This window comes from Paenibacillus sp. J22FR83 (genome assembly GCF_059691955.1).
In genome coordinates this window covers 65,088-89,197 of sequence record NZ_JCAUAM010000024.1, presented here as the reverse complement: position 1 = coordinate 89,197, position 24,110 = coordinate 65,088, and the positions used below count along the sequence as shown (strand labels likewise).

Genomic DNA, 24,110 nt, shown 5'->3' with positions numbered 1-24,110 from the left:
CAGCTTATGATAGGAAAGAATGGTTTCGAAAGATACCTTATGGAGGTTCCTATGGCAGCAGACGTTTCCTATACAACGGAAGAAATATCTAAACTTTTGAAAATCTCCAAATTAACCGTGTATGATCTGATCAAAAAAGGCGATCTAGCCGCCTACCGTGTCGGCAAGCAAATGCGCGTAGATGCCTCGGATCTTGAAGCCTATAAAACGCGTGCAAAAGGTGGGAAGGCTCCTGTCGTGCACAACGAAGCATCCGAGCCTTATGCACAGCCAGCAGTGTATGCCGGACGGTCGTCCAAGCAGTCCCTTGTCATAACGGGACAAGATGTAAGCTTGGACATTTTGGCCAAACATATCGAAAGACAAATCGCACCTTATAGACCGCTTCGCGCCTATGTCGGAAGCCTGGATAGCCTGATTTCAATGTACAAAGGCGAGTCGGATATTGTCAGCACGCATCTGCTGGATGGTGATACAGGGGAATATAATCTGCCTTATATCCGAAAATTACTGATTGGTTCTTCCTACGTCGTTGTAAATCTGGTTTCACGCTCAGCGGGTTTGTTCGTTCAGTCAGGTAATCCGAAGCAACTCTATGGCTGGGCAGATCTCAGTAGAACGGATCTTCGCATGGTGAATCGCGAGAAAGGGTCTGGCGCACGGGTTCTTCTGGATGAGCAGCTTCGTCTTCATCACATTTCACCGCAGTCGCTCAGCGGATATGACCGCGAAGAATCGAATCATATGGGCGTTGCGGGAAAAGTTGCTGTAGGTGAAGCGGACTTCGGCGTAGGGATCGAAAAGGCCGCATCGATGGTAGGTGGCGTTGATTTCATCCCGCTCATCCAAGAACGCTATGATTTGGTAATGTTAAAGAAGCCGGAAAACCTTGCTTGGATCGAACGCGTTAAGCAAATCCTGCAATCCGAAGCTTTTCGGAATGAGTTGCGTCCTATTCGAGGCTATGACCTATCCTTGACAGGACGCGTGTTATACGAGACTTAGTTGCACATAGTGTAATCAAAGGGATGTCTACGAATGAGTAGACATTTTTGGCATATCGTTTCGACTAACCGCGGAATGGCGTTATAGGGAAAGTCATTTGGAAAAAATAGTTACTCCCAGTTGGAACACTGATATAATGGTTGAAGTTCAGTTGAGACTATCGCAACCAAAGGGGAGAGCGCATTGTCATTCATTGAGGTCAAACATTTACGCAAAACATTCGAAACTGATGTAAGACGAACAGGGCGATTTGCCATGATTCGGAGCCTGATTAAGCCGGAGAAGCGAGAGATGGTCGCTGTCGAGGAGATTTCTTTTTCCATTGAAAAAGGCGAGAGTGTTGCCTACTTGGGACCGAACGGTGCGGGCAAATCGACAACGATCAAAATGCTGACCGGCATCTTGGAGCCGAGCGGTGGAAGTATTGAAGTGGCGGGCTTAGTTCCGCATAGGAGTAGAAAGCTTAGTTCGTATCAAATTGGTGTCGTATTCGGACAACGGAGCCAGTTGCTGTTTGATTTGCCTGTGAAGGATTCGTATGATTTATTGCGATATATGTACAGCATCTCATGGGAGCGATATCACAGAAATTTACGTGAGTTTGCCGAGGTTCTGGAAGTCGAACATTTACTTAACCGACCTGTAAGAACGCTTTCACTCGGTCAACGGATGCGTTGTGAAATCCTGGCCTCCTTGTTGCACGAGCCAGATATCCTCTTTCTGGATGAGCCTACAATCGGGCTTGATGTTGTGGCGAAGGAACGAATCCGTGCGTTTATTGAGAAGATCAATCGGGAAAAAGGCGTCACGCTGCTCCTAACCACACATGACATGCATGATATTGAACGGTTATGTTATCGGACAATGATTATCGATAAGGGTCGCCTCATTTATGATGGCAGCCTGCAGCATATTCGCGACCATTATGCGACTGAACGTCAAATTAAGGCTACTTTCGAGGATACCAATCTCGCAGAAAAAGCCGCTTCGCTGTTCGCGGACTTCCACGTGCACACGTTGGTTGAAGAGCGCATGCTCAAAATATCCTACGATCAGCATCACATGGATACGTCCACCCTACTAAAGCATCTGTTAGAATATGCACAGCCGCGTGATCTGACCATGCAAGATGAGAATATCGACGCATTAATTTCTCGGATTTATCGCGAAGGGATCTCGGATTCGCAGCAGAAGCCTGAGTCTGGGCGCGAGTTGGAAAGTGTGGTTATCCCTTCATGAATACTCTTCAACGACTAGGCGGAATGTCCCGTATTGCGGTTCGCCAGCGCATGCAGTTTCGGTTTGATTTTATGATGACACTCGTGTCAACGCTTATGTTCTGTGTGCTGTATTACATGCTTTGGAAGGCGATTTACATGTATGGCAGCGGGCAGGTGTTGCCTTGGGAGCAATTAATTACTTATGTGATGGTTGGCCAAACGATTAACTTTGCTCGCTGGTCACCAGCGGAGCGTGCGCCTACCTATGCCATGGCGTTGCGAGTCCGTTCCGGGGACATTGCACTGGATCTGATTCGACCGGTGGACTTTCAAGTACAGCGATTTGTAGAAGCCGCAGGCTTTTTTGCCGTGGAAATGTTGTGGGTCAATATTCCTGCGCTCCTGCTTCTCATCTTCGGGCTTGGCATTCAATCACCAACAAGCTTGGGGGCTGGAGCTGCCTTTGTGCTAAGTCTTATCATCGGTTTCTTAGTAGCATTTAGCATTAATTCAATTATTATGATGATTTCGTTCATGACGACGAATACGTTCGGGGTACAGTTGGCGAAGCGAGCGATGATGGATATTTTCGCAGGAACGTTGATTCCATTCGATTTCTTTCCAAGCAGCCTACAAACCGTTCTGACCTATTTACCTTTTCAAGCTATGGCATATATTCCCTTATCCATTTATACAGGCAAGCTGACGGGGGCGGATATGGGCTTCGCCCTATTGGAGCAGCTAGCGTGGGCAGTGGTGATGATTGTCATTAGTCGATTGTTGTGGATGAAAGCGGCGAAACGCTTAGCGATTAACGGGGGGTGAGAAGATGTTAGCACCAAAGCGAAGTTTCATGGGTCAGATAGCGTATCTGATAGGAATGTATGGTCATTTTCTAAAAGTGTATGTCAAAACGTTGGTCGCGTATCGTGCGGATACGATCATTGCGGTCATTGCGGGGATCGTTGCGCAGGGAAGTACGCTGGTATTTTTGACAGTCATATTCAAACGGATTCCCATGCTAGCAGGTTGGGACTATAACGAGTTAGTCTTTATGTTCGGACTTGCGGCCACGGGGCGAGCACTGAACCAAACCTTCTTTAATGCGCCATTCATGCTAACGGGCAACATTCGAAATGGGCGGATGGATATGATGATGGTGCGGCCTGTTGGCGTGCTTTTCCAAACCATAGGCTACTCACAAGAATTAAATGGCGTCGGCCAGTTGATTACGGGCATTGCTATTATGGGGTATGCGGCATCCCATTTGGATATGAGTTGGACGTTCTGGAGCGTGCTATACGTCGTCATTGCTCTACTCTGCAGCGCTCTTATTCAATTCTCAATCCTACTAACAATAAGTGTATTCACATTCTGGTTTCAGGAAATTCGATCTCTGATATATCCAATAACTTGGCTATATGACTTCACGAGGTATCCCATGCAAATCTTTCATCCGATTCTGCGTGGATTGCTAACGTACATCATACCGTATTCCCTAGCTAGCTTCTATCCAGCGGCATATTTATTGCGGCCAGAGCAATACGGCTGGGCCGCTTGGGGCGTACCAGCCGTCACATTGGTGATCGTCATGGGGGCTTACTTTATATGGTCACAGGGGCTAAGGCGTTATTCGAGTGTTGCGGGATAAATGGCTCGCTGCGACTACAGTCGATATACATCGGATATACACTTTCCTGGCTAGGGGGAGACACTTTGATGAGTATCGGAGAAATCGCTGCGGGCAGGGGGGCGTGCACGTTGGCAGCTGTCTGTCTGAGGCGTTTACTCTTCTCGAAAACATCAATGACGAGATAGTACATAATACATAGCACGATAAAACCCAATCCGCAGATTTGTAAGTTTTGCATCCTAGTACGCCTCCTATGAATCTTTTTTCATAGATTAACGTATTTGGGATGCGATGTCGCTCGAAAATCGGTGTCGTATTGTGACGATTTGTAAAAAGACTCCTAATTGTATGCCTTTATCTTGACATTACCAGTGAGAACCATTATCATTCGAATTAGAGATCTAAATGAAAATGATTATCAATAGGTGACGAGAGTGAACGGCATCATGAGGGGGCTAGTCGATATGAATCATAGCGAGAATGGTATTGGTGTCGGGACCTTGCAGGTAATAGCAGACTTTCAGTTAGAACGCTGGCTGCATACCCTTACGCATGAAGATCATGGGAGAGATTCGCAGGATCTGAATTGGCAGCAGCTTACCCAATACGCAGCGTATCACGCGATTCATGCATGGTATACATTACCACCTGCTGCACGTACACAACAGGTGATTAATCATGAATTTGAGAAAAAGTGGACGAATAAGGTGCAGAAATTCGGTAGCGATACGTTCTATGGCGAGGTTAAACATCGCGTTATTGATCAGTTGTATCGTATTCTGACGAGTAGAAGTCGGATCGAATGGCCACTCCTTTTATTCGAAAGCTTGGATATATGGGTTGATGAGCTAGATTTGGGATTATCGATGATTGTTCAGGTGATGGAATCATCTCAAGACACGATTGTCATTCATAAATTTGTCGTGGAAGACAGCGCGGCTTCCCTTGACCTGTTTACACATATGTCGGTAGTTTTTTGTAACAAGGCGTTCGGAGGGAAGCCTGTGAAACTGCAAGTTGTTAATCTAATGACGGGTAAACAACACCAAATTGAAACAAAGCATTTCACAATGGACCAATCGCTTGATTATCTTAGACTTGTGAAAGATCTGTATTTGGAAAGTCGCAGATGCACCTGCTGCAGAGAGGAAGGACTTCATGGAAATAAACTCGACATGGCAATCCACCAATGACTTGCTATCCCTAAAGTTTACTACGTTGACCGCATCCCCAGAAGGGGTGTTGTATGCGGGGACGGAAGAACACGGCGTAGTCCAGTTCTCGCCGCTGCGTTCCTGGGAAAGCGCATCTGATGGATTGCCAGATGCGGTCCACGTGTACCGTTTAGATTGGGTGGAGGCACAGTTATTCGCTTCAACGAGCCAGGGATTGTATCATTTAGAGGATGAGATATGGCAGCAAACGAGCGTCACCGATCCTTGTTACGCGGCAATTGGCTGGGGTGATCGATTTGTACTTACTGAAAATGGTTTACTCTGTGGGAATGATGATGACTGGCTGCCACTCGCTTACCGCGGGAAGAAAACCTATGATTTGCTAGTGACGCCTCATTTTATATTCCTGGGGTATGAGGATGGCGTTGCTTTTTATGATTTATTTACAGGTAATTGGTGCAGTATGCCCCTCCATCATGCCGTGACTAGTTTAGCTGTATTCAACACGAAGCTGGTCGGAACAACAGAGCGCGGTGGTTTAATTGTGGGGAATAAGAATGGCGGGTTCAATCAGCATCGGTTCGAGGGAATGTTCTTGAATCGCTTAGTCACGCATCGCGGCGAGGTCTACGTGTGTGCCAACACAGGGCTCTATAAGCTGATTGAGATCAGAGGGAACGTCGTACTGCATGCATTAAACGCGCAAGCTGAGGTGACCGATCTGCTGATTTGGCGTGATATGATGGTCATCTCGACACGAGATTCAGGTATTAAATATAAACATGCGGACAAGACGGGTTTTCAAACGGTTCTGTAAGAAAGAGAAGCTCCCAGCGACGAGTATGCGCGGGAGCTTTTTCAATTACCCTATTCGGTTGTCCAATAGCGAATTCGGAAACATAGCGTTATGCCATAGTGTTATTTCGACATAAATGACCGGATTCGCTTGATTATAACGAAATAGTGCTATATCGTAATTCTATTTTCCCAAAGAACACCCATTTGGAGCAAATAACGTTATGGCAGAGCTTTATTTGAAATAGCACGTGAAATTAGCGACCTTCGGAGTCACGAGCTTTAAGCGTGCCAAATCCGTGGCATCGCTAACGGTTCTTTCCCCAGCTCTGCCCAAATATAAGAGAGCAGCAGGCGAGATTTCAAATCTCGATACGCAGGCTCATCCCACAAATTACGAATCTCACCTGGGTCTTCTTGAAGGTCAAAGAGTTCGCCATAAGTTTGATTATAGTAGACGGTTATCTTATACCGCTCGTCCACATAGGTTTTCTGGTGAATCGTTGTTTTCTCGTGGCGGAATTCGCAAATCGCATGGTCTCGTGCATGTTCGGCCTGACCTGTCCATACGCTGCTTTGGTCAACTCCTGTCATGAAGCAAGGTATAGGCAGTCCAGCCATGGAGAGGAAAGTAGGCGCAAGATCGACTAGAGATTGGATCGCATTCGAAGTTCTGCCCGCTGGCACGTGACCAGGGTAACGAACGATGAAAGGGAGCTTGATCAGATCCTCGTAAAGGAAGCCGCCTTTATATTGAAGACCATGCTGTCCGAAGAAGTGACCATGATCCGTTGTGAATACGACAATCGTATTTTCGGCAAGCCCTAGCGCATCTAGTCGATCCAAGATACGACCAATGTGAGCGTCCATACAACTGATCATGCCGTAATAGGTGGCTACGAGCTGCTTGCGCTCACTTTCTGGCAAGTGAGAATGAGAGTGGTAACCATGGATGCCATAACCGCTTTCTTTCAGATAAGAGAAGTCGGGATTCGCTTCTTGTGTGAGCTGAAAGTGTGGTGGATTCTTCTCATGTTCACCGGGTGTGACGGATGGGATCGTCAATTTCTCGGGATCATACATCGTATCCCATGGCGAAGGGACTAAATAATCCGGATGTGGATCGAAGAAACTTGACCATAGGAAGAAGCCTTCATCGGACTCCTTATACTGTTCCAACAGCGCATTGGTTCTTTCTGCAATCCACGTATTATAGTGAAATTCCTCTGGAATTGCCCAGTGATGCAACTGATTCGGATCCATTGTCCCCGTCGGAGCCAAGAAATAGTCCCGCCAGTTCGTTAGCCCCTTCTCTACCATCCATAGCGCATAATGTTGTCCCACATGAGCTTCATTCGTATGATTGCGTGCTAATTCAACATGGTCAAAACCATAGAAAGGTTGATCGAACGCTTTCCAGTAATCCAGGTCCTGCAGAAGGGGGTAAGCTTCTAGTGAGGGATACTCGTCTGTCCCTTTGAGCGGCTGGAAGTGGGCTTTACCAATCAGCGCAGTGCGATAATCTGCTCTCTTGAAATCTTCCCCTAAGGTGTGGCGATCCTCCAAAAGCTTGGTGCCGAGCGTCCATGCGCCATGTTGGCTAGGATATTGGCCGGTTATAATGGAAGATCTAGTCGGTGTACAAGTCGGATTAGGGCAGTAAGCCCGTGTGAAAGTCGTTCCTTCTTGCACGAGTCGATCCAAATTAGGCGTAGATAGCTCTGGATTGAAAGCGCCAATCGTATTCCAATGCTGCTGATCACTTGTGATGAGTAGAATATTCGGTTTCTTCAAGAGATGTTCCACCTTTCTATTTGCCTATCTACAAGTAGTATAGAAATAGGATCGTAAAAACAACATGATGGAATGTTAGAAAGTTGTCATTATGTCTACTTTTTCGTAAAATTAGGGGTGAGTAAGTTGGGCAATTGGCGTGCAAGGGGAGGAACAAGATGCAAGAATATGAGATGGAATTCGCTGATGTTTGGTTTGCTATTCCCCAGCCCTTTCAGACCGCAAGCGGTTGTTGGATTGTGCGGGCAGGGCAGAATGTGGCTAAGCCAACGTATCACATTGGACCTAAGGTAATTGAACAGACGAGCTTTCATTGGATTGTACAAGGCAAAGTGAGCGTGACTTCACTCGATCATACCGTTGAATTAAGCGAAGGCGACGTGTTCTGCTTATTTCCAGGACGTCCCTATGTATATCGAACGATGCAAACGGAAGAAGGTATCCCGCCTTTGAAAATGATCTGGCTAGCCATGGAAGGCAGTCAATTGCCGATTTTAACCGCAGAGTTTGGCTTGACGCCCAATAAATATTGGTTACATGACATTGTGAATAACGAAGTTGGCGAAGCGTTGCGAAGTGTGATTGGTGCTCTTTCGGGGACGAAGAGGAATATGTTTCTTGAACAGCGGACACTCAGTGATCTTTTTTATAAAATGAACCTGCAAGCGAACCGTTCTGCCTCCAAAGAGAAAGAGAACTGGCTCGCACAAGTGAAAGAATTCTTCGATTTACACTATACGGAGCATATTCGTGTCGAGGATGCCGCTAACCATTTTGGCTACCATCGGTCGCATGTGTATGCTGCATTCCTGAAGAAGTATGGCACCTCACCACAGCGTTACTTAGCTCAAAAGCGCTTAGAGAAGGGGGCGGAACTACTCAAAACCACGTCGTTATCAGTCACGGAAATCGCCTATTCGTTGGGCTATTCCGAGTTGTATGCTTTCACACGGGCATTTACGACGTATAAGGGAGTCTCGCCACGTACCTATCGGGGGTAATTGCCACGAAGCTAGGAATATCCCGCAGGCGATACGCCCGTAATTCTTTTGAACGCTTTATAAAAGTTAGAGTAGTCCTCAAATCCTGTCATTTTACATGCTTCGGCAGGGGGGACGGACAACTTCAATAATTCGATGGCTTTGGCGATCCGTTTATGTATCACGTATTGTTTGAAGCTATACCCTGTTACTTTCTTGAACAGATGCGAGAAATAGTACCGATTAATATAGAACGTATCCTCGATATGCTGAAGCGTTAGTTCGCGATACAAATTGTTGTGGATGTATGTAACAATGTGCTCAATTTTCGCATTATATTCTCCTTCTAGCTGGGACGTATGAAGATGCGTAGCAATGATGTCATTAAGATGAATGAGAAGTCGAATGAACGTCAATTCGATCAGCACCTGACTCGCAGGTTGATTGGCATGGTAATGTTCTTCCATATCTGTAAAATATACGCCTAGTTGTTCAACCAATTTGCTTGGAATACGGTTGAAGCTTCCGGGCTTTTTGCGTTCAAAATAGTGCAGAATGGGGTAGCTCTCATGGTGATAATGCTGGCAAAATTCAGGCGTGAAGAAAATGATAATTCGCTCATAGCTGGAATCCGACGTGAAATAGGGGCGATGCATTTCCTTATTCGTGATAATCAATAAATCCCCGGGACTCAAGGAATACGTCTGATCTTCTACTTGATAATTCACACTGCCAGAAATAAGATAATAAATTTCGTAGCAATCCAACATATACGAGCGGTGCTGCTCATCATGTGGACTTTGAGTAATGGAATGCATGTAGCTAAAGGCACCATTCTTGAGCTGAAATGATGTAAGCTTCTCGTTCATCGTATCCCTCTTCGAGTTTGATTTAGTTAGCTTTACTATATCATGAAAATCAAAGATAAAAAGCAAGTTATGCAATGTTTCTCGCAAGGTCTACTATAGGTTACAGCCCTGAAATCCCACTATACTTAGCTCATTGGAGCTGCAAGGATCCAAGCTAATATCGAGGAGGTATGTAAATTGAAAGCGATTTTACAAGAGAATAAAACGTTTATTCAGGGGACTTGGGACCGAATTGGTGCAAAAATTTCGAAGACATCCCAACGCATTCAAGATGGTTTCCCACACACCACGATCAATGGTGTCTATGACGATTGGCATGATGATCTTTCCTGGTGGACCAATTCATTCTGGGCGGGTATTCTGTGGCAGCTGTACAAGGATGATCCAAGTAACGAAACCTATAAGGGTTATGCCCAAAGTATAGAGAAGAAAATGGATGCTGTTCTACATAGCTACGATCAATTACATCATGATGTAGGCTTTATGTGGCTGTTAACTTCGGTGTTGAATCATGAAATAACAGAAGATCAAGGTGCAAGGCAACGGGCGATGTTGGCAGCGAATGTATTGTCTGCTCGTTACAATATGGCAGGAGGCTATATTCGCGCATGGAACGGAGAGGGGAATGAGGGTTGGGCAATCATCGATTGTATGATGAATATCCCACTTCTATTCTGGGCGAGCGAACAAAGCAAGGATGATCGATTTAAGCATATCGGTATTCAACATGCAGACAAGACGATGAAAACATTCATTCGAGAAGATGGTTCCGTCAACCATATTGTTAGCTTCGATAAGGATACTGGGGAAGTGGTTGATATCCCTAGAGGTCAAGGCTATGTAAGTGGATCTTCGTGGTCAAGAGGGCAGAGTTGGGCCATTTATGGCTTTGCACAAACGTATAACTGGACTGGGAAAACGGCATATTTGCAAGCTGCGAAACGAATTGCACATTATGTAATGACGTGTCTACCGCTAACGGGTTATGTGCCGCCATGCGATTATCGCCAACCTGCGGATGCCACATTGTTAGACAGCTCAGCTGGAGCCATTACTGCTTGCGGATTAATTGAAATTGCCAAGGCTGTTCCTGAGGCAGAGAAGGATCTGTACTTACAATCTGCTATCCTTATTCTTAAAGCACTTGATGAGAAATGTGCGATCTGGGATCTATCGGATGAATGCATCTTAACGAGCGCAACAGCAGCGTTTCATCGAGGAAATAATCCACGTACAGCAGTCGAGAACGGCGCATTAATCTATGGCGACTATTATTTCGTGGAAGCCATTGCGAAGCTAAGAGAGTTAGTAGACTAATTATTGTTTGTGAGAAACCATCCAGTGCTCCGCAGCCAATTCGCTGTTCAAAGCCTGGATGGTTTTATTATGACGGTATAAGCTTAGCGTTTATTGTAGCGATCCAAAGCAGCTTGTTGAATTTTGATAGCTTCATCGATGTTTAATGATTTAAGTTTCTTGATAAAAGTATCATAATTCTCAATCGGTTCTGCATTCATAACGAACTTGTTAAACATTTCGCCTACATAGGTGTTCACATCACTCATAATGGAAGCGAATTTAGCGCTTTCTTCCGGCGATGGTGTAACTGGCGGCATTTTCTTCTTGTTGATGGCATCACTCCAGTTCTTAACGGACTGCTTCAGAACAGGTGTTGTCCAGCTGTATTGCTCGTTATAACGTACATCGATTAATTTAGGAGAACTGCCAGCATATTTCGATAACGCTTGTGCCATTGGTAAGCCCTGTGGGTTTTTCATAATAAGATCGGTATATTTCGGATAGCCATTCTCCATCGTGTAGGAAACGCCTTCGATGCCGAAGTTAAAGAGAAGATTACCTGCCTCACCATAGCGATAATCAAGATATTTCACGGTTTCGATAGGGTTTTTATTCGCTTTTGTAACGGCTGCACCAAGACCATTGAAATAGTTGATTTTTTGGCCAATTTCCGCGCGATCACCTTTCTTGAGGGTCGGATAGGTGATACCTTGGAGCACGAAGTTAGGATTCTTATCTTTCATTAATTGATTGAATTTCCCTACACCTCCGCCGGCGAGGACAATACTCGAACCAATTCGTTCACCTGTTACTTTGGCATCAAAGAGCTTCTCATCGTTTGTCGCATACTCAGGGTCCAATAGGCCTTCTTTGTACCATTTCTGCATCGTCTTCACATACTCTTTGAACTCAGGTTGAGTCACACCGTACTTCACAACACCGTTATCTTGATAGAATTCGAAGCCAATACCCCAAGCACCTACAAGGAAGCTGGAATCTCTCAACCAGAAATCGGTATTGATATGGAACGGAATTTCATCCGCTTTGCCGTTGCCATTCGGATCTTTCTCTTTAAATGCTTTCAATACGGTATACCACTCATCAACGGTTGTCGGTGCAGCTAAACCTAACTTATCCAACCAATCCTGACGGATGACAGGTCCCGTATACGTTAATTGTTCATTTTTCAAACTGAGATCGGGGAAGGAATAGATTTTACCACTATCTGTGGAAATTTGTTTCTTCACTTCTGGATTTTCCTTTAGGATCTTACTCAGATTTGGCGCATACTTATCAATCAATTCCTTGAGGTCAATGATCACGCCGTCATTAATCGCTTTCTCAGGTCCACCTGGATAAGACAGCCAGTTAAAGTCAATGACATCCGTTAAATTATTGGAAGCAACCATCAGATTTAACGCTTGTTTGACTTGCTCAGGACCTATTGGCGGATGGGTATACTCTACCTTAACTCCAGTACGCTTCTCTAATTCCTTATACATCTCTCTATCATTGTAATTTTTGGAGACAGGAGCTGCGTTGTTGTTCATTTCTAAAAAATAAGTAAGTTTCGTTAATGGTTGTGTTGTTGCGCCTGCGGATGCTGCTGGACTAGTGGCTGGTGTCGGTGTGCTGCTGCATGCACTCAGCATGGCGGCTATGACAATAGCAGACGTGGAACCGATTACAACATTTTTCAAGGTTACTTTCATTTCGTGTTCATCCCCTTAGTGTTTTTTTGTAGGTTGTCTAACCTTCAACGCAAATATAGTGAACATTCAGCTGGTTGAATACCATCCATTTGGGATATTTACTATCAAATCTCTGCTTTTCGCGACCAACAATCGGTACACAAATCCATAATTGCTGTAGATTACCCTTTGATTGCACCAATCATAACACCTTTGACAAAGTACTTCTGGAGAAAGGGATAAACGATGAGAATTGGTGTCGTTGTCACAATAATTGCCGCATATTTAATGGTGCTGGCAACAAAAGCACGATCATCTGTCGTCATATTCGTCGTCATGCTGTCTGTGCTATTGATAATCAGGATCTCTCGTAAAATCATTTGCAGCGGATACAAATCCCTGTCTCGCAGATAGATGAGTGCGTTAAAGTAAGCATTCCAATGACCAACACCGTAGAATAATATCATAACCGAGATAACGGGCATGGATAAAGGTAGGATGATGCGAAATAATATGGTGAGATCATTCGCTCCGTCAATACGAGCCGATTCCTCCAGACTATCGGGTATAGCTTGAAAAGAAGTGCGCATAATGATGAGGTTAAAAGTTCCTACTAATCCAGGTAGAATAAGTGCCCATCGTGTATCATACAAGCCAAGCCCATTCACCAGTAGATACGTTGGGATCAGTCCGCCACCAAAAAACATGGTAAATACGATAATCATCATAATAGGGTCACGAAGCATGACATTTTTACGAGACAAGGCGTAAGCACCTAAGCTAGTGAAGAAAATATTGAGCACGATACCAATGACGACGTAGAAAATGGTGTTTAAGTACCCAATAGCAATCATTGGATTATTGAAAACGAGCCGGTAACCCTCTAGTGAAAACCCTGTAGGCCAGAACATGAGACCTCGCTGCTGTGCAAACTTGGCAGGATCACTGAATGACGCCATAACAATATAGAAGAATGGGTACAAAGTTACGATGCACAACAAGGTGAGGATGAGGTATGTCGTCAAATCAAAGCTGATATCGCCAATCGTTTTACGTTCTTTCATGGTGAGCCTCCTACCACAGTTTCGTGTCCGTTAAGGAACTACTGAGTCGATTCGTAATGATTAATAAGATGAAATTAATGACAGAATTGAAGAGTCCAACAGCTGCGCTGAAGCTATAGTTAGATTCCAGTAATCCTTTGCGATAAACAAATGTTGAAATCGTATCTGCTGTTTCATACATAGCGGGATTGTAGAGTAGAATAATTTTCTCTGCGCCTACGCTCATGAAATGCCCAATCGTCAGAATGAACAAGATGATGATAGTCGGTGCGATCCCCGGCAGTGTAATATGCCGAATCTGTTTGAAGCGGTTCGCACCATCTACGCGAGCTGCCTCATAGAGAGCAGGATCAATGCCCGCAATCGCAGCCAGATAAATAATAGATCCCCAGCCAACGCCTTGCCAAATCCCAGATCCTACGAAGAGGAAACGGAAGTAATCGGAGCTATTGAAGAATTTGAGCGGCTCTACACCGAATAAGCCGAGCAACTGATTGACTAATCCATTGAGAGAGAAGAAATCGACGGTCATTCCAACCACAATAACTACGGAGATAAAATGGGGGATATACGTAATGGTTTGCACGGCTCTTTTGAAAAAACGTACGCGCACTTCGTTTAATAGCAAAGCCAACAAAATGGGTGCTGGAAAACCAAAAATAAGTTCGTAAAAACTGATTAATAGTGTATTCTTTAGGACGCGCCAGAAGTAAAACGAACTGAAAAACTGCTTGAAGTGGACGAAGCCGACCCATTCACTAGCCAGTATACCTTTCGCAGGTGAAAATTGCTTGAAGGCAATTTGCGCCCCGTACATGGGTACATAATGGAAAATAACGTAATACGCGAGAACGGGTAGAAGGATGAGGTAGATCAGTTTATTTCGAACTAGATCCTTCTTGAGCCTAACCAAGTAACCCGCTTTCTTCTTGACTGCAGATGCGTCGATGGACCTCGCAGCGGTTGTCGTGCTGCTCGAATTGCTATGCATGGGGATGATCACCCTTTCTATGTGTTTAATTTGATTATAGAAGGGCAACTAGCTGTCAGCCTACCGTATATCTACCCCAAAAGCCTGCGGAATGCCACATTACGGACAATCAAATGGTAACCATCGCCTGCAAGTTTCCTTGTTTGGATAGAAAAAAGTGAAAAACCAGAGGTCCTGCATACGAGATGCAGGCTTCTGGTTTATTTGTTTCCAGTTCGATATTTGCCAGGTGTTAGTCCCGTATGTTTCTTGAATATGCGCTGTAGGCCTATATCCGTTGAATAACCGAGCTTTTGGGAAATGTCTAGTACGGTCATATCTGTCTCTATAAGTAATTTCTTCGCCTCTTCGACCCTCATCTTGGCAATGTAATCCGTAATCGTTTCACCTATATGGAGTTTAAAGAAACGTGATACATACTTGGGCGACAGCCCGAAATGGTCTGCGACATTCTCGAGCCCTAGATTGGCATCGTACACGCTAGTTTCTAGGTAGGTAACCATTCTGCTCATTTGCTCATGATTATGATCAGACCGATCGCTATCCACATATGTGCAGAGTGTCGCATACATCTGTTTAATCTCTTGATACATTTCTATGGACGTATCGCAGGCGGCTAATCGTTTGTCGGGATCGTCATCCTGATCGAATACTTCACGGTATGTGAGATTGAGAAGCTGTAAACATTTCAAGAGTGTACTCACAATGTTGTACATAAGCCATTTTCCTAGTTCAGGAGCGATGGCGCCACGATCGAAATTCATGGTATATACCTGATCTAAGAGTTTATTGACCTGATCTAGTTCACCATGTTTGACGAGATTAATGATTTGACTTTCGGTATCAACTGGATAGAAGTAGGTTTTCTCTTCTTCACCCAGATCGTTGTAGAAGATAACCGAATGTTCACCCTTCAGCCATTTGTGCTCCATCGAACGCAGCGCTTCTGCATAGCATTCGCCAATCTGCGAGGGAGAGGGACGACTATCACTAACCGCAACCGTGATAAAGATGGAAAGGCGGCTCTGAAGTACTGCATTTAATTCCTCCAAGCATGGCAATATGTTAGGTTTCCATTGATCTTCTTCTAGACTGTGGTTGATCAGAACACCTACTTGTTCTCGCTCTATTTCGGCAAAGAAGGCGGACATGCCTCTCTCCTTAATCAGGTCTTGGAGAATGTTCATAACAATGAACCTTACATGAGCCCATTGACGCTCAGAGTTATCTTTGACAAATTCCGAGCAATCATCCAACTCAATCAGGAGGACAGCGAAATGGTTATAGGCAAAAGGAGCGCCTAACATCTCCATTGCTGATTCTTGAATAGATTCACTTTCAACGCGCCCCCGAATAAGACGGTGAATATAGCTGGATTGAACTGTAGGAAAGTGTTTGTGAAGCTGACCACGTAATTGGCGCTCCTCTTCCATAGATTCCTCCATGGAGTTCTGCAAGGCCGTCCATTCATCCCATTTCCCAGAGCGAGAAGTAGGTAATGGCTTAGGATTAATTACGCTGATTAATTTACGTAAAGGGCTGTAATTCCTTTCCGTCAATAGGTACGCCGCAATAAGGCCGAGTAATAGGCAGGCCACAATGGCAGACAAAGCAGCATATTTGACATGCAATACGGGAGCAATAAAGGATTTCTCAGGAACCGTAGCGATAAATGTCCAGCCTGATTGTTTGGAATTCTCAAAATTAACCATGCGATGATCCGTATCTGAAGTCGTTGTAAGCGAACCAGATGGGGATTGTGTAAGAGCTGTCAGGATTTCATCTTGTAACGGGGCATCTGATGTACGCATAATAATTTGTTTATCCTTATTCAGGATATAGAACTGCACTTGGTTGGATGCGGAAGACATTTCTGCCGAGTCTAGCAACTTTGATTGATCCATCGTCATTATTAATTTCCCGAGCGGATTCGTTCGATCGCCAAGCGGAATGGATGATGTGTAGGTTAACATGAATTGACCGGAAGTCGTCTGGATAGCGGGTAAATAGTGCTGATAGCTATACCCAGTTACAAAGGATTTCATCCAATCCGCATAGGTTACATTTCTAAAAGGTAGATAATTGTCATAGTAAAATTGCGTATCCATGCGTGCATTAGTTGTGAAAATACTATTGATGGGTTCGCTGCTTATTATGAAGTCATCAATTATGCTATTGACCTGCGAATAATTTCGAAGCTCAACAAGGAGTTGGCTTGCAACATAATCTTTATGCGGATTATCAGGTTTAAGTTCTGCCAATAAGGTTTGGATTTTGGGATTTACAGAAATTAAATAGCCGAATTGTTGGAGTTCGGTTATTCGATGATCGACATTCTGACGAAGTTGACTAATTAAGATACTATTGGCCTGGTAAGCGTTCTCATAAATGATCTTCTCGAGTTGCGTATACATCCCCCAACCAATAAGGAGAGGAAATAACAGCATGATGACATTGGAGGTAAATAAGCGGTAAAAAACTTTTTTGCGAGGTGCAAGGAATTTCGTTCGGTAGATCATGTAATCACCGCCTTAAAGGGAAGAATAAATGAACTAGATGATAGAGTCCAATTGAGCTTTATGTTGTTATTTAGCATTCTAGCATAAGACGATGAGGATAGACCAGCAGCATTTCAATTTGCTAAAAAGTAAAGTCTTTTCACTAAAATGTATAAGAGTGAAGTTGTGACTACGAGATAAATTAAACGAATAAACATGAATTTTGTTAAAAAGTGCAGCGTTTTGACAAGTTAGTCAAGTATACAAGAAGCGTTGGAAAATTTAAGCTAAAGTTAGGAGGTTTGTCATACTTTCACCCTTGATAGCGCTTTCTTATAAACTGGCAATGAGAATACGTGGATCGTAGAGTGAAGAGAACATCCTATATTACTATATTTTGAAGTCGAGGAGTGAAGTGATGTCAAAAATGAGATTTAAACAGACGGTTAGCAAGATTCTTTTGGCCACATTGCTGTTAGGTACCTGCAACACCTTTCTGACGAGTCCGCTGAATAAGGTGGAAGCCGCAGAGACCAAATATTTACCAGAAGCAGATACCTATGTATCTAGCGTTCCTGCTGAGAGAGACGTTAATTACAATGTAGCGCCTGTCGCCAATCAGTTGCATTTGAGAACTTCAGGGGATAATAACACACAGTATCCGTTTTTTCGCTTTAACTTGTCTCAATTACCAACCAACTTGGATGGGGCAACGTTTAAGCTTCGATTATTTAATAACTATGTAACGAGCACGGAGACGGTTGCAGTCAATGTCTATGCCGTTGCCGATGATACATGGTCAGAGACAGCCATGACTTGGAACACTCAGCCTGCCTACGGTCCACTCATCACGACGTTCAATTTGGAACAAGCGCCTGCAGCAGGGGGGCCAGTAGATATAGATATTACAGACTACATTAAACAACAGAAGGCATTAGATGGGAAAGCAAGCCTAGTTGTGATTAGCAAATCCAGCTCATGGCGAGCGTTCACGAATAAGGAAAGAACGTGGGAGGCCAATAAACAACCAGGGTTGATCTACCTAAGAGATGCGGAAGCACCGATTTATCAATCGGCAACCGTCAGTTCTGATTTTAAGGAAATCTTTTTAAAATTTGACGAGGTACTCGTTGATCATACAGCTGGAAGCCTTAAGAGCAAGGTGCTGCTCACAACTGATGGGACAACATTTCATCCATTAGGTGTTAGTGATACAGTGACAGTTAGCAACAATGTCTACTTAAGAGTAAATCTTAACACAGGCTTAGTAGGCGAAAATAACAAAATAAAAGTGTTAGCCAACACGTTAAAGGACGGTTATAACAATATTGTTTCTACTGATGTGGTTACTGCTCCCCTAATCGGGCAGGTAGATTTAACCGTACCCAACTATTTATCAGCTACTGTAGGCGGTACTGCCAAAACGGTATATCTTAACTTTGATAAAGCGCTAGCCTGGACGAATGGTAACCCCAAGGCAAATTTTCAAGTTTCCAGTAACGGGGGTAGTACTTATCAAGCGCTTGGAGCAAATGATACCGTTGCCATCAATGGCACTACCGCTTCAGTTCAATTTGCATCAGCATTAATTGGAAGCAACTATAAAATTAAGGTGCTAGGTAACACCATCAAATCACTGGCAAGCAATTTGCCAATTACAACCGATCTGATAACCAATACACTGAACATTCCGGCTCCCTTAACATCACTGGCTACGGTCAAAGTTGCAGCTGATACGTATGTCGATGCAGGTGGTGCTGTGGGAACTTCAGATGTTAGTGCAAACAGTCCTTACTATAAGAATTATGGAAATGAAGCGCTCATGTACATTAGAGAGGTGTCTGGTGCTAATGTGATTGGCGCAGCAAAAGCAAGATCTTTCATGAAGTTTGATATCGCAAACTTAGGAACATTCAATACCGGAAAATTGAGGGTTTATCTGCAATATGGGACCACACAAGCTGGAACGGCTTCTTTCTATGCGATAGAAGATGACAGCTGGACAGAGACAGGTATGACGTATGCGAATCAGCCTGCATATGGGGAATTACTTGGTACTGCGGAGATTAGTGCCAACCGGACAGATACTTGGTATGAAGTAGATATCACGGACTATCTCAGTAAGCAGAAAGCCAAAGATGGCGTTGCTAGTATCATGATTATGAACGATTCAATTTCAACAACAGTTGCAAGAAGCTTCAGGACCAAAGAAGGTTCGACTGTAGGAACCATTTATCCTCAGCTTGCTATTGATTATGACAGTAAAGCTCCTGCTGTATCTGGTGTTGTCGTTACGGATAATCAAAAAGTTGAAGTAACTTTCAATGAAACGATTACGAATAAGGCTCCAGATTTAAAAACAGCACTGAGCGCATCATCGAATCGTGTTGACTTCACAGCGCTTGCTGCGGGGGATACAGTTAGTATTGGTGATAAGAAGCTGACAATCAATTTTGCTCAAAAGATTACAGCATCTGCTTTGACAATTAAAGTAGCAGCGGGAACTTTGGCGGATCCATTTGGCAATGCCAATGAGGTAGCCATCGTGACGCAAGCTATTGTGCTCGATGTAGCTGCTCCTATTTTAGAATCAAATGTAACGTTAGATCCTAGTAATAAAGTGATTACGATTCGAGCTAATGAGGCTCTTATTAGTAAGGTTGCTGATGCTGCGGCACTTAAAGCAGCCGTTACAATTAGCCAGAGCAATCAAGCGTTCGTACCTTTGGCACAAGGAGATACTGTTGCAATTAGCGGAAATTCACTCGTTGTAACACGGGCATCCAAACTGTCGGGTTCCGATTACAGAATCAAGGTGGCTGCATCTACATTAAAGGATGCAAGTGGAAACTCCGTAGCCGAATATGTATCGAACTCCTACTCTGAAGATGTGGAAGCACCGACATTGACTGCCGTTTACACGGTAAACTTTAACAAAACGATTAAAGTAGCATTCAATGAACCCATTACCAATAATTTAGGGGATTCTGCTGCCTTAAAGAATGCTGTCCAGCTTTCTTCCGATGGCGGTGTCACGTACCAGCCGTTGGGGGCTAACGACAAAGTTGAGATTGGTAGTAAGCAATTAAATATTATTCTTCAACAGCCTGTTGCTGGAAGCAATAGAAAGGTCAAGATACAAGCATCCGCACTTAAAGATACAGTTGGTTTGGCAACTGCTGAAGTTGTAGGAACATTCTCTGCACAAAGTGTAGGTTATCCTTACGCAGAGCCGTCACAGCATTACCTAGACGATGCCTTGCTTCATATTCGCAATATTACATTCGTCAATCCGAATACGGGCCAAGGAAGCGCACCGGAGACAGAGAATGCGAAAGGGTTTGCCGTTGTGGCCCAAGCGATTGCTGCTGGAAACGATAATCCAGTGCTAGTTGATGAATATGTGGATGCACTCAAAAAAATCTTGACTGTACCGGCGAAAATGCCGAATCTTCAAGCAGGACTTGATGATCGCTCACAATCTCCGATCGTGTATGCGATAGCGCTTCTCTGGAACGATTCACGCGTCACATCCAGACTAACAGCGAATGAGAAGGAAGCATTGAGCACTTTCATGAAAGCTGCACTCATTGCCGAAATGTACATGTTGAGCGATTACGATAAAGATGACAATTATATTGGGCATACAACGAGAAGATTAGCGATGAATGGAGATTCCAATAACGGGGTTACGGGTAACTTTGGAGAGCCTCACTTAACGAGTTTATTTGCCTCTGCATTTGCCATTGGATTGGATAATATTAAACCAATCCTTGCTTCTTATGACCACAAAGCTTTTATTGCAGAGTTAAAAAGCAAAGGTTTAACAACCATTGCAGCTAGCTTTGAGAATACGAACAATTTCTCTACCGCTGCGACGGATGCACTTAAACTGACAGAGAAAGCAGCTAGAGTAGAAGCTACTTTGAAGTCCAGTAAATGGTCATTTATGAACGTTACACTGAACGAGTTCTTGGAAGATCCTTTAAAAATTCATGCGGCTCAAGAAGCTTACAACTGGCCGTATTTGGCAGAGGATGGCGAGTTTCAAGGTCAACTCGGGATGGGTTTTGAATTTCAATCAGCCGATCAAGGCGGACCAAGAGAATCGCCGAGTTACGTAGTCCTAGGATTGGAACCGGCCATCTCGAATACCGTTTTGTTAAATTATTTTGGATATTTGCATACGCCAATAAGCACAGATGTAGCGAATCACATCGAGAAGATACAGAAAGTTGCAGCAAATGATCTGTATGCGAAATTGGTCAATGGGTATTTTGGCCAAAGCTGGATTGATACCCATACGTATACGATTGCGAATGATGTCTGGGCTTTCTTAATGGAACTGTTATTTTCTACGGGGAATATTACGGCAACAACATTCAATGATACGTTCAATTACAACAGTGTTGGGGATATGACGGCCAAAAGCTGGGTGGTTGATCCCGCTGCATCATCAGTAACGCATGACAACATCATTCCTTTTAACAAAAAAGCGGTCACGAATGCTTCCGTCGTAGGCGGTCATAACTATGATGAGAATGAGAAAATATTTACGTTAAATGGGGGCGCTTCGACTGTCATCGCTTACCATACAGCGAAGAAATTAGCCAACATTAACTATTATGCTTGGATGAGCACACCTGCAATTGGCAGCGGCGAAGCGGGAATCCTTGCGCGGGTCACAGATGCCAACAACTACTATCAAATATCTTATACGCAAGATAAGCTCTTCATTAAGAAAAAGGTGAATGGCAACTTCAGCGTTATTGCGGAGAAATCTTTTACATTGCCAACGACTAGACCTGGGGCTATTTTCTACTTTAACCCATGGGGTTGGAAGGATACGTTAGTAGAAGCCAAAACTCACAGATTGCGGGCAGAGCTAACGAATGACACGATAAACGTTTATGTCAATGGGAACAAAGAGCTAACAGCTCAGGATTCAACATTTGCAACAGGGTATGTGGGGATGACTGCTACTGGTGCGAGTACGAAATTTGATGGTCTGCTGGCTTCTTACACACTACCTGATAAACCAGTATTGAATTCTGTTCATGTGGGGAACGGCAGTTTAAGCCTTGACTTTACACCGGTGGATGGTGCACTGAAGTATAAAGTGAAGTATGGAACGACTTCTGGCGTATATACGAACAGTATTACAACGGGTAGTACAACTCCGGTTATTCCTAATCTCGCCAACGATACAACGTATTATTTTGCTGTTACATCGTTAACTGTGCAAGGTGAGAGTGAGATTTCCAATGAGGTATCGGGTACTCCTAAGGCACCTGATGCTGTGACACCTGTCATTACGAGTTTACTTGCAGATGGCAACAAAGTTACGGTGAACTTTACAACCGATCCTAAGAATACTTCTTATATCATTAAGGTTGGGAAGTCGAGCGGGAATTATTTAGGTACGACTTTCAATGTGACGAATTCTGGTTATGTTGTGGATTTGCCGCCAACTTCAAGACCGTATTACTTTACGATCGTGCCTTACAATGCGAATGGTGCAGGTACGCCTTCGAATGAAAGCAGTGTTGTACTAGATACTCCATTCTTATATATTGCTGGGGTAACGGCTAGCTTGGATGTAGATCCGAAATATATCGCTATGAATACAATTGATGGTGATCTGGATCCTGAATCACGTTGGTCAGCAGAGAAAGAACAGTGGATTCAGTATGACTTGGGCGCACTTAAAGAAATTAATGCAGTTTCGCTAGCTTTCTCGAATGGTCATGTTCGGAAAAATTACTTTGATATTGCGGTATCTAGCGATGGTGTCAACTGGACGACTGTGTATGCTTCTGGTGTAACAAGCGGCACAACGCAGGCATTAGAAACATACAGATTTAATGCCATGACCGCGAAATATGTTCGTATCTTATGTCACGGACATTCGGTTGCAGGCTATGGACTTGGGTTTAATAGTATTATTGAAACTCAAATTTTCGCGGCTGCTCCAAGCAAGCCAACAGGTCTGCAAGTTAACAACATAACGGCTAACTCTGTAAGTTTAGCTTGGAATGCCTCTACAAATCAAAGTACTGCTGCAATCAGTTATGATGTTTGGCAAGATGGTATTAAGATCAACAACACAGAAATCACGAATACGGCTTATACGGTATCTGGCTTACATCCGAATAGAGAGTATGTATTTACAGTTGTAGCCAAGGATTCGGATGGAAAGACATCCATATCCAGCAATGCGTTGACGGTAAAAACAGAAGCAGGTGCAATGAGTGGAACGGTAACCTTAACGGGGGAGAGCATTGTAGAACCGACAATTCCACTAAGTCTGTTCTATGGTCTTGCAGGCGCGGAGAGTATTACCGCACAGGATATTACCGTTTCTTATGACAAAGCCTTATTCCGTTTCGAAGCTGCAACTCCTGTTCCAAATGGCACAACGATTGAAAGTGTAAATAACGTACCGGAGCAAGGAAAAGTCCGCATAATTGTGTCGCATACGGGTGCAAACCATGCAATTCAGGGTGATGTACCTCAAATTGTGAAACTGACATTCACACCGCTAGCTTCTGGAAATGGGTCCATTAGCGTAACTGCCATTGAGCTAGGCAATGGGCAAGGAGACATCCTCGGGGCTCAACTTGCTAGCAAGTCCATTACCATTGGATCGGACAAAACCGCATTGATTGCCACTATTCAATCTGCTCAACTCATCTATGACGCAGTTATTGAAGGGCTGGCCAACGGACAGTATCCAGCAGGTACGAAGTCGCAATTGTTGAATGCCATTACCGCAGCAACTGTTGTACGGGATGGGATTTCAGATGCAGATCAGATTGCAGCTGCTATTGCTAGTTTGAATGGTGCGCTTAGTACATTCCAAAGCTTAGTGATTACTAGTCGAACTGGCGACTTTAATGACATAGTTGGGTATGATATCGGGGATTTGAGTAAGGTTGCTCCACAGTTTGGTAAACATGCAGGGGTATCCGATTGGAACGTTGTTAAACAAATGGATATTAATAATGACGGTATAATCGGTATCTATGAAATAACATTTGTAGTAGAGAAATATATTAACAAATAATAATTCCTACAAACAGCGGATAGGAAGGTT

Annotated in this window: 15 protein-coding genes; 9 read left to right on the top strand and 6 right to left on the bottom strand. The window is 44.0% G+C overall.

Features of this window, described 5'->3' with window-relative positions:
• Positions 1-51 precede the first annotated feature (51 nt).
• The 6 genes from AC58PV_RS31130 to AC58PV_RS31105 all read left to right on the top strand — a co-directional run bounded on the left by AC58PV_RS31130 (position 52) and on the right by AC58PV_RS31105 (position 5,850).
• Positions 52-1,005 (top strand): substrate-binding domain-containing protein, encoded by a 954-nt coding sequence (locus AC58PV_RS31130; protein WP_497436788.1) that lies wholly within the window; start codon positions 52-54, stop codon positions 1,003-1,005.
• Positions 1,006-1,188: 183 nt separating this feature from the next.
• Positions 1,189-2,244 carry an ABC transporter ATP-binding protein gene (locus AC58PV_RS31125; protein WP_497436787.1) on the top strand — a complete coding sequence of 352 codons (1,056 nt, stop codon included), beginning with the start codon at positions 1,189-1,191 and terminating at the stop codon, positions 2,242-2,244.
• Positions 2,241-3,050 (top strand): ABC transporter permease, encoded by an 810-nt coding sequence (locus tag AC58PV_RS31120; protein WP_497436786.1) that lies wholly within the window; start codon positions 2,241-2,243, stop codon positions 3,048-3,050. Before AC58PV_RS31125 ends, AC58PV_RS31120 begins: the two co-directional genes overlap by 4 nt.
• Before the next feature lie 4 nt (positions 3,051-3,054).
• Entirely contained in the window at positions 3,055-3,876 is an 822-nt protein-coding gene (locus AC58PV_RS31115) for an ABC transporter permease (protein WP_497436784.1), read from the top strand.
• 446 nt (positions 3,877-4,322) lie between these two features.
• Entirely contained in the window at positions 4,323-5,051 is a 729-nt protein-coding gene (locus AC58PV_RS31110; protein ID WP_497436783.1) for a hypothetical protein, read from the top strand.
• Positions 5,017-5,850 carry a hypothetical protein gene (locus AC58PV_RS31105; protein ID WP_497436782.1) on the top strand — a complete coding sequence of 278 codons (834 nt, stop codon included), beginning with the start codon at positions 5,017-5,019 and terminating at the stop codon, positions 5,848-5,850. The genes AC58PV_RS31110 and AC58PV_RS31105 overlap by 35 nt, the downstream gene beginning before the upstream one ends.
• A gap of 260 nt (positions 5,851-6,110) precedes the next feature.
• Here the strand turns inward: AC58PV_RS31105 and AC58PV_RS31100 are convergent, their stop codons facing one another.
• Positions 6,111-7,622, bottom strand: coding sequence for a sulfatase family protein (locus AC58PV_RS31100; RefSeq protein ID WP_497436781.1), 1,512 nt, complete (start codon positions 7,620-7,622; stop codon positions 6,111-6,113).
• A gap of 158 nt (positions 7,623-7,780) precedes the next feature.
• On the opposite strand from AC58PV_RS31100, the gene AC58PV_RS31095 reads away from it, so the two are divergent.
• Positions 7,781-8,623, top strand: coding sequence for an AraC family transcriptional regulator (locus tag AC58PV_RS31095; protein ID WP_497436779.1), 843 nt, complete (start codon positions 7,781-7,783; stop codon positions 8,621-8,623).
• Between the two features lie 11 nt (positions 8,624-8,634).
• On the opposite strand, the gene AC58PV_RS31090 is transcribed toward AC58PV_RS31095, so the two are convergent.
• Complete coding sequence (locus tag AC58PV_RS31090) at positions 8,635-9,471, bottom strand: helix-turn-helix domain-containing protein (protein WP_497436778.1); 837 nt, start codon at positions 9,469-9,471, stop codon at positions 8,635-8,637.
• A 177-nt stretch (positions 9,472-9,648) separates the two neighbouring features.
• On the opposite strand from AC58PV_RS31090, the gene AC58PV_RS31085 reads away from it, so the two are divergent.
• Complete coding sequence (locus AC58PV_RS31085; protein ID WP_497436777.1) at positions 9,649-10,788, top strand: glycoside hydrolase family 88 protein; 1,140 nt, start codon at positions 9,649-9,651, stop codon at positions 10,786-10,788.
• Between the two features lie 83 nt (positions 10,789-10,871).
• Here AC58PV_RS31085 and AC58PV_RS31080 read toward each other — a convergent pair whose 3' ends face one another.
• The 4 genes from AC58PV_RS31080 to AC58PV_RS31065 all read right to left on the bottom strand — a co-directional run bounded on the left by AC58PV_RS31080 (position 10,872) and on the right by AC58PV_RS31065 (position 17,035).
• Entirely contained in the window at positions 10,872-12,482 is a 1,611-nt protein-coding gene (locus AC58PV_RS31080) for a type 2 periplasmic-binding domain-containing protein (protein WP_497436776.1), read from the bottom strand.
• A 161-nt stretch (positions 12,483-12,643) separates the two neighbouring features.
• Complete coding sequence (locus AC58PV_RS31075; protein ID WP_497436774.1) at positions 12,644-13,525, bottom strand: carbohydrate ABC transporter permease; 882 nt, start codon at positions 13,523-13,525, stop codon at positions 12,644-12,646.
• Positions 13,526-13,535: 10 nt separating this feature from the next.
• The gene (locus tag AC58PV_RS31070; RefSeq protein WP_497436772.1) at positions 13,536-14,516 is read right to left on the bottom strand and encodes an ABC transporter permease; all 981 of its coding nucleotides are present in this window, start codon (positions 14,514-14,516) and stop codon (positions 13,536-13,538) included.
• A 200-nt stretch (positions 14,517-14,716) separates the two neighbouring features.
• A complete protein-coding gene (locus AC58PV_RS31065; RefSeq protein WP_497436771.1) occupies positions 14,717-17,035 on the bottom strand; it encodes a helix-turn-helix domain-containing protein in 2,319 nt (772 codons plus the stop codon).
• Between the two features lie 397 nt (positions 17,036-17,432).
• Between AC58PV_RS31065 and AC58PV_RS31060 the strand changes: the two genes are divergently transcribed.
• The gene (locus AC58PV_RS31060; protein WP_497436770.1) at positions 17,433-24,080 is read left to right on the top strand and encodes a CBM96 family carbohydrate-binding protein; all 6,648 of its coding nucleotides are present in this window, start codon (positions 17,433-17,435) and stop codon (positions 24,078-24,080) included.
• Positions 24,081-24,110 lie beyond the last annotated feature (30 nt).

What these genes read in the sequence shown, in the direction of transcription:
- AC58PV_RS31130 (WP_497436788.1), top strand. Translation starts at nt 52, where the DNA reads ATGGCAGCAGACGTTTCCTATACAACGGAAGAAATATCTAAACTTTTG.
- AC58PV_RS31120 (WP_497436786.1), top strand. Translation starts at nt 2,241, where the DNA reads ATGAATACTCTTCAACGACTAGGCGGAATGTCCCGTATTGCGGTTCGC.
- AC58PV_RS31115 (WP_497436784.1), top strand. Translation starts at nt 3,055, where the DNA reads ATGTTAGCACCAAAGCGAAGTTTCATGGGTCAGATAGCGTATCTGATA.
- AC58PV_RS31110 (WP_497436783.1), top strand. Translation starts at nt 4,323, where the DNA reads ATGAATCATAGCGAGAATGGTATTGGTGTCGGGACCTTGCAGGTAATA.
- AC58PV_RS31105 (WP_497436782.1), top strand. Translation starts at nt 5,017, where the DNA reads ATGGAAATAAACTCGACATGGCAATCCACCAATGACTTGCTATCCCTA.
- AC58PV_RS31095 (WP_497436779.1), top strand. Translation starts at nt 7,781, where the DNA reads ATGCAAGAATATGAGATGGAATTCGCTGATGTTTGGTTTGCTATTCCC.
- AC58PV_RS31090 (WP_497436778.1), bottom strand. Translation starts at nt 9,471, where the DNA reads ATGAACGAGAAGCTTACATCATTTCAGCTCAAGAATGGTGCCTTTAGC.
- AC58PV_RS31080 (WP_497436776.1), bottom strand. Translation starts at nt 12,482, where the DNA reads ATGAAAGTAACCTTGAAAAATGTTGTAATCGGTTCCACGTCTGCTATT.
- AC58PV_RS31075 (WP_497436774.1), bottom strand. Translation starts at nt 13,525, where the DNA reads ATGAAAGAACGTAAAACGATTGGCGATATCAGCTTTGATTTGACGACA.
- AC58PV_RS31070 (WP_497436772.1), bottom strand. Translation starts at nt 14,516, where the DNA reads ATGCATAGCAATTCGAGCAGCACGACAACCGCTGCGAGGTCCATCGAC.
- AC58PV_RS31065 (WP_497436771.1), bottom strand. Translation starts at nt 17,035, where the DNA reads ATGATCTACCGAACGAAATTCCTTGCACCTCGCAAAAAAGTTTTTTAC.
- AC58PV_RS31060 (WP_497436770.1), top strand. Translation starts at nt 17,433, where the DNA reads ATGTCAAAAATGAGATTTAAACAGACGGTTAGCAAGATTCTTTTGGCC.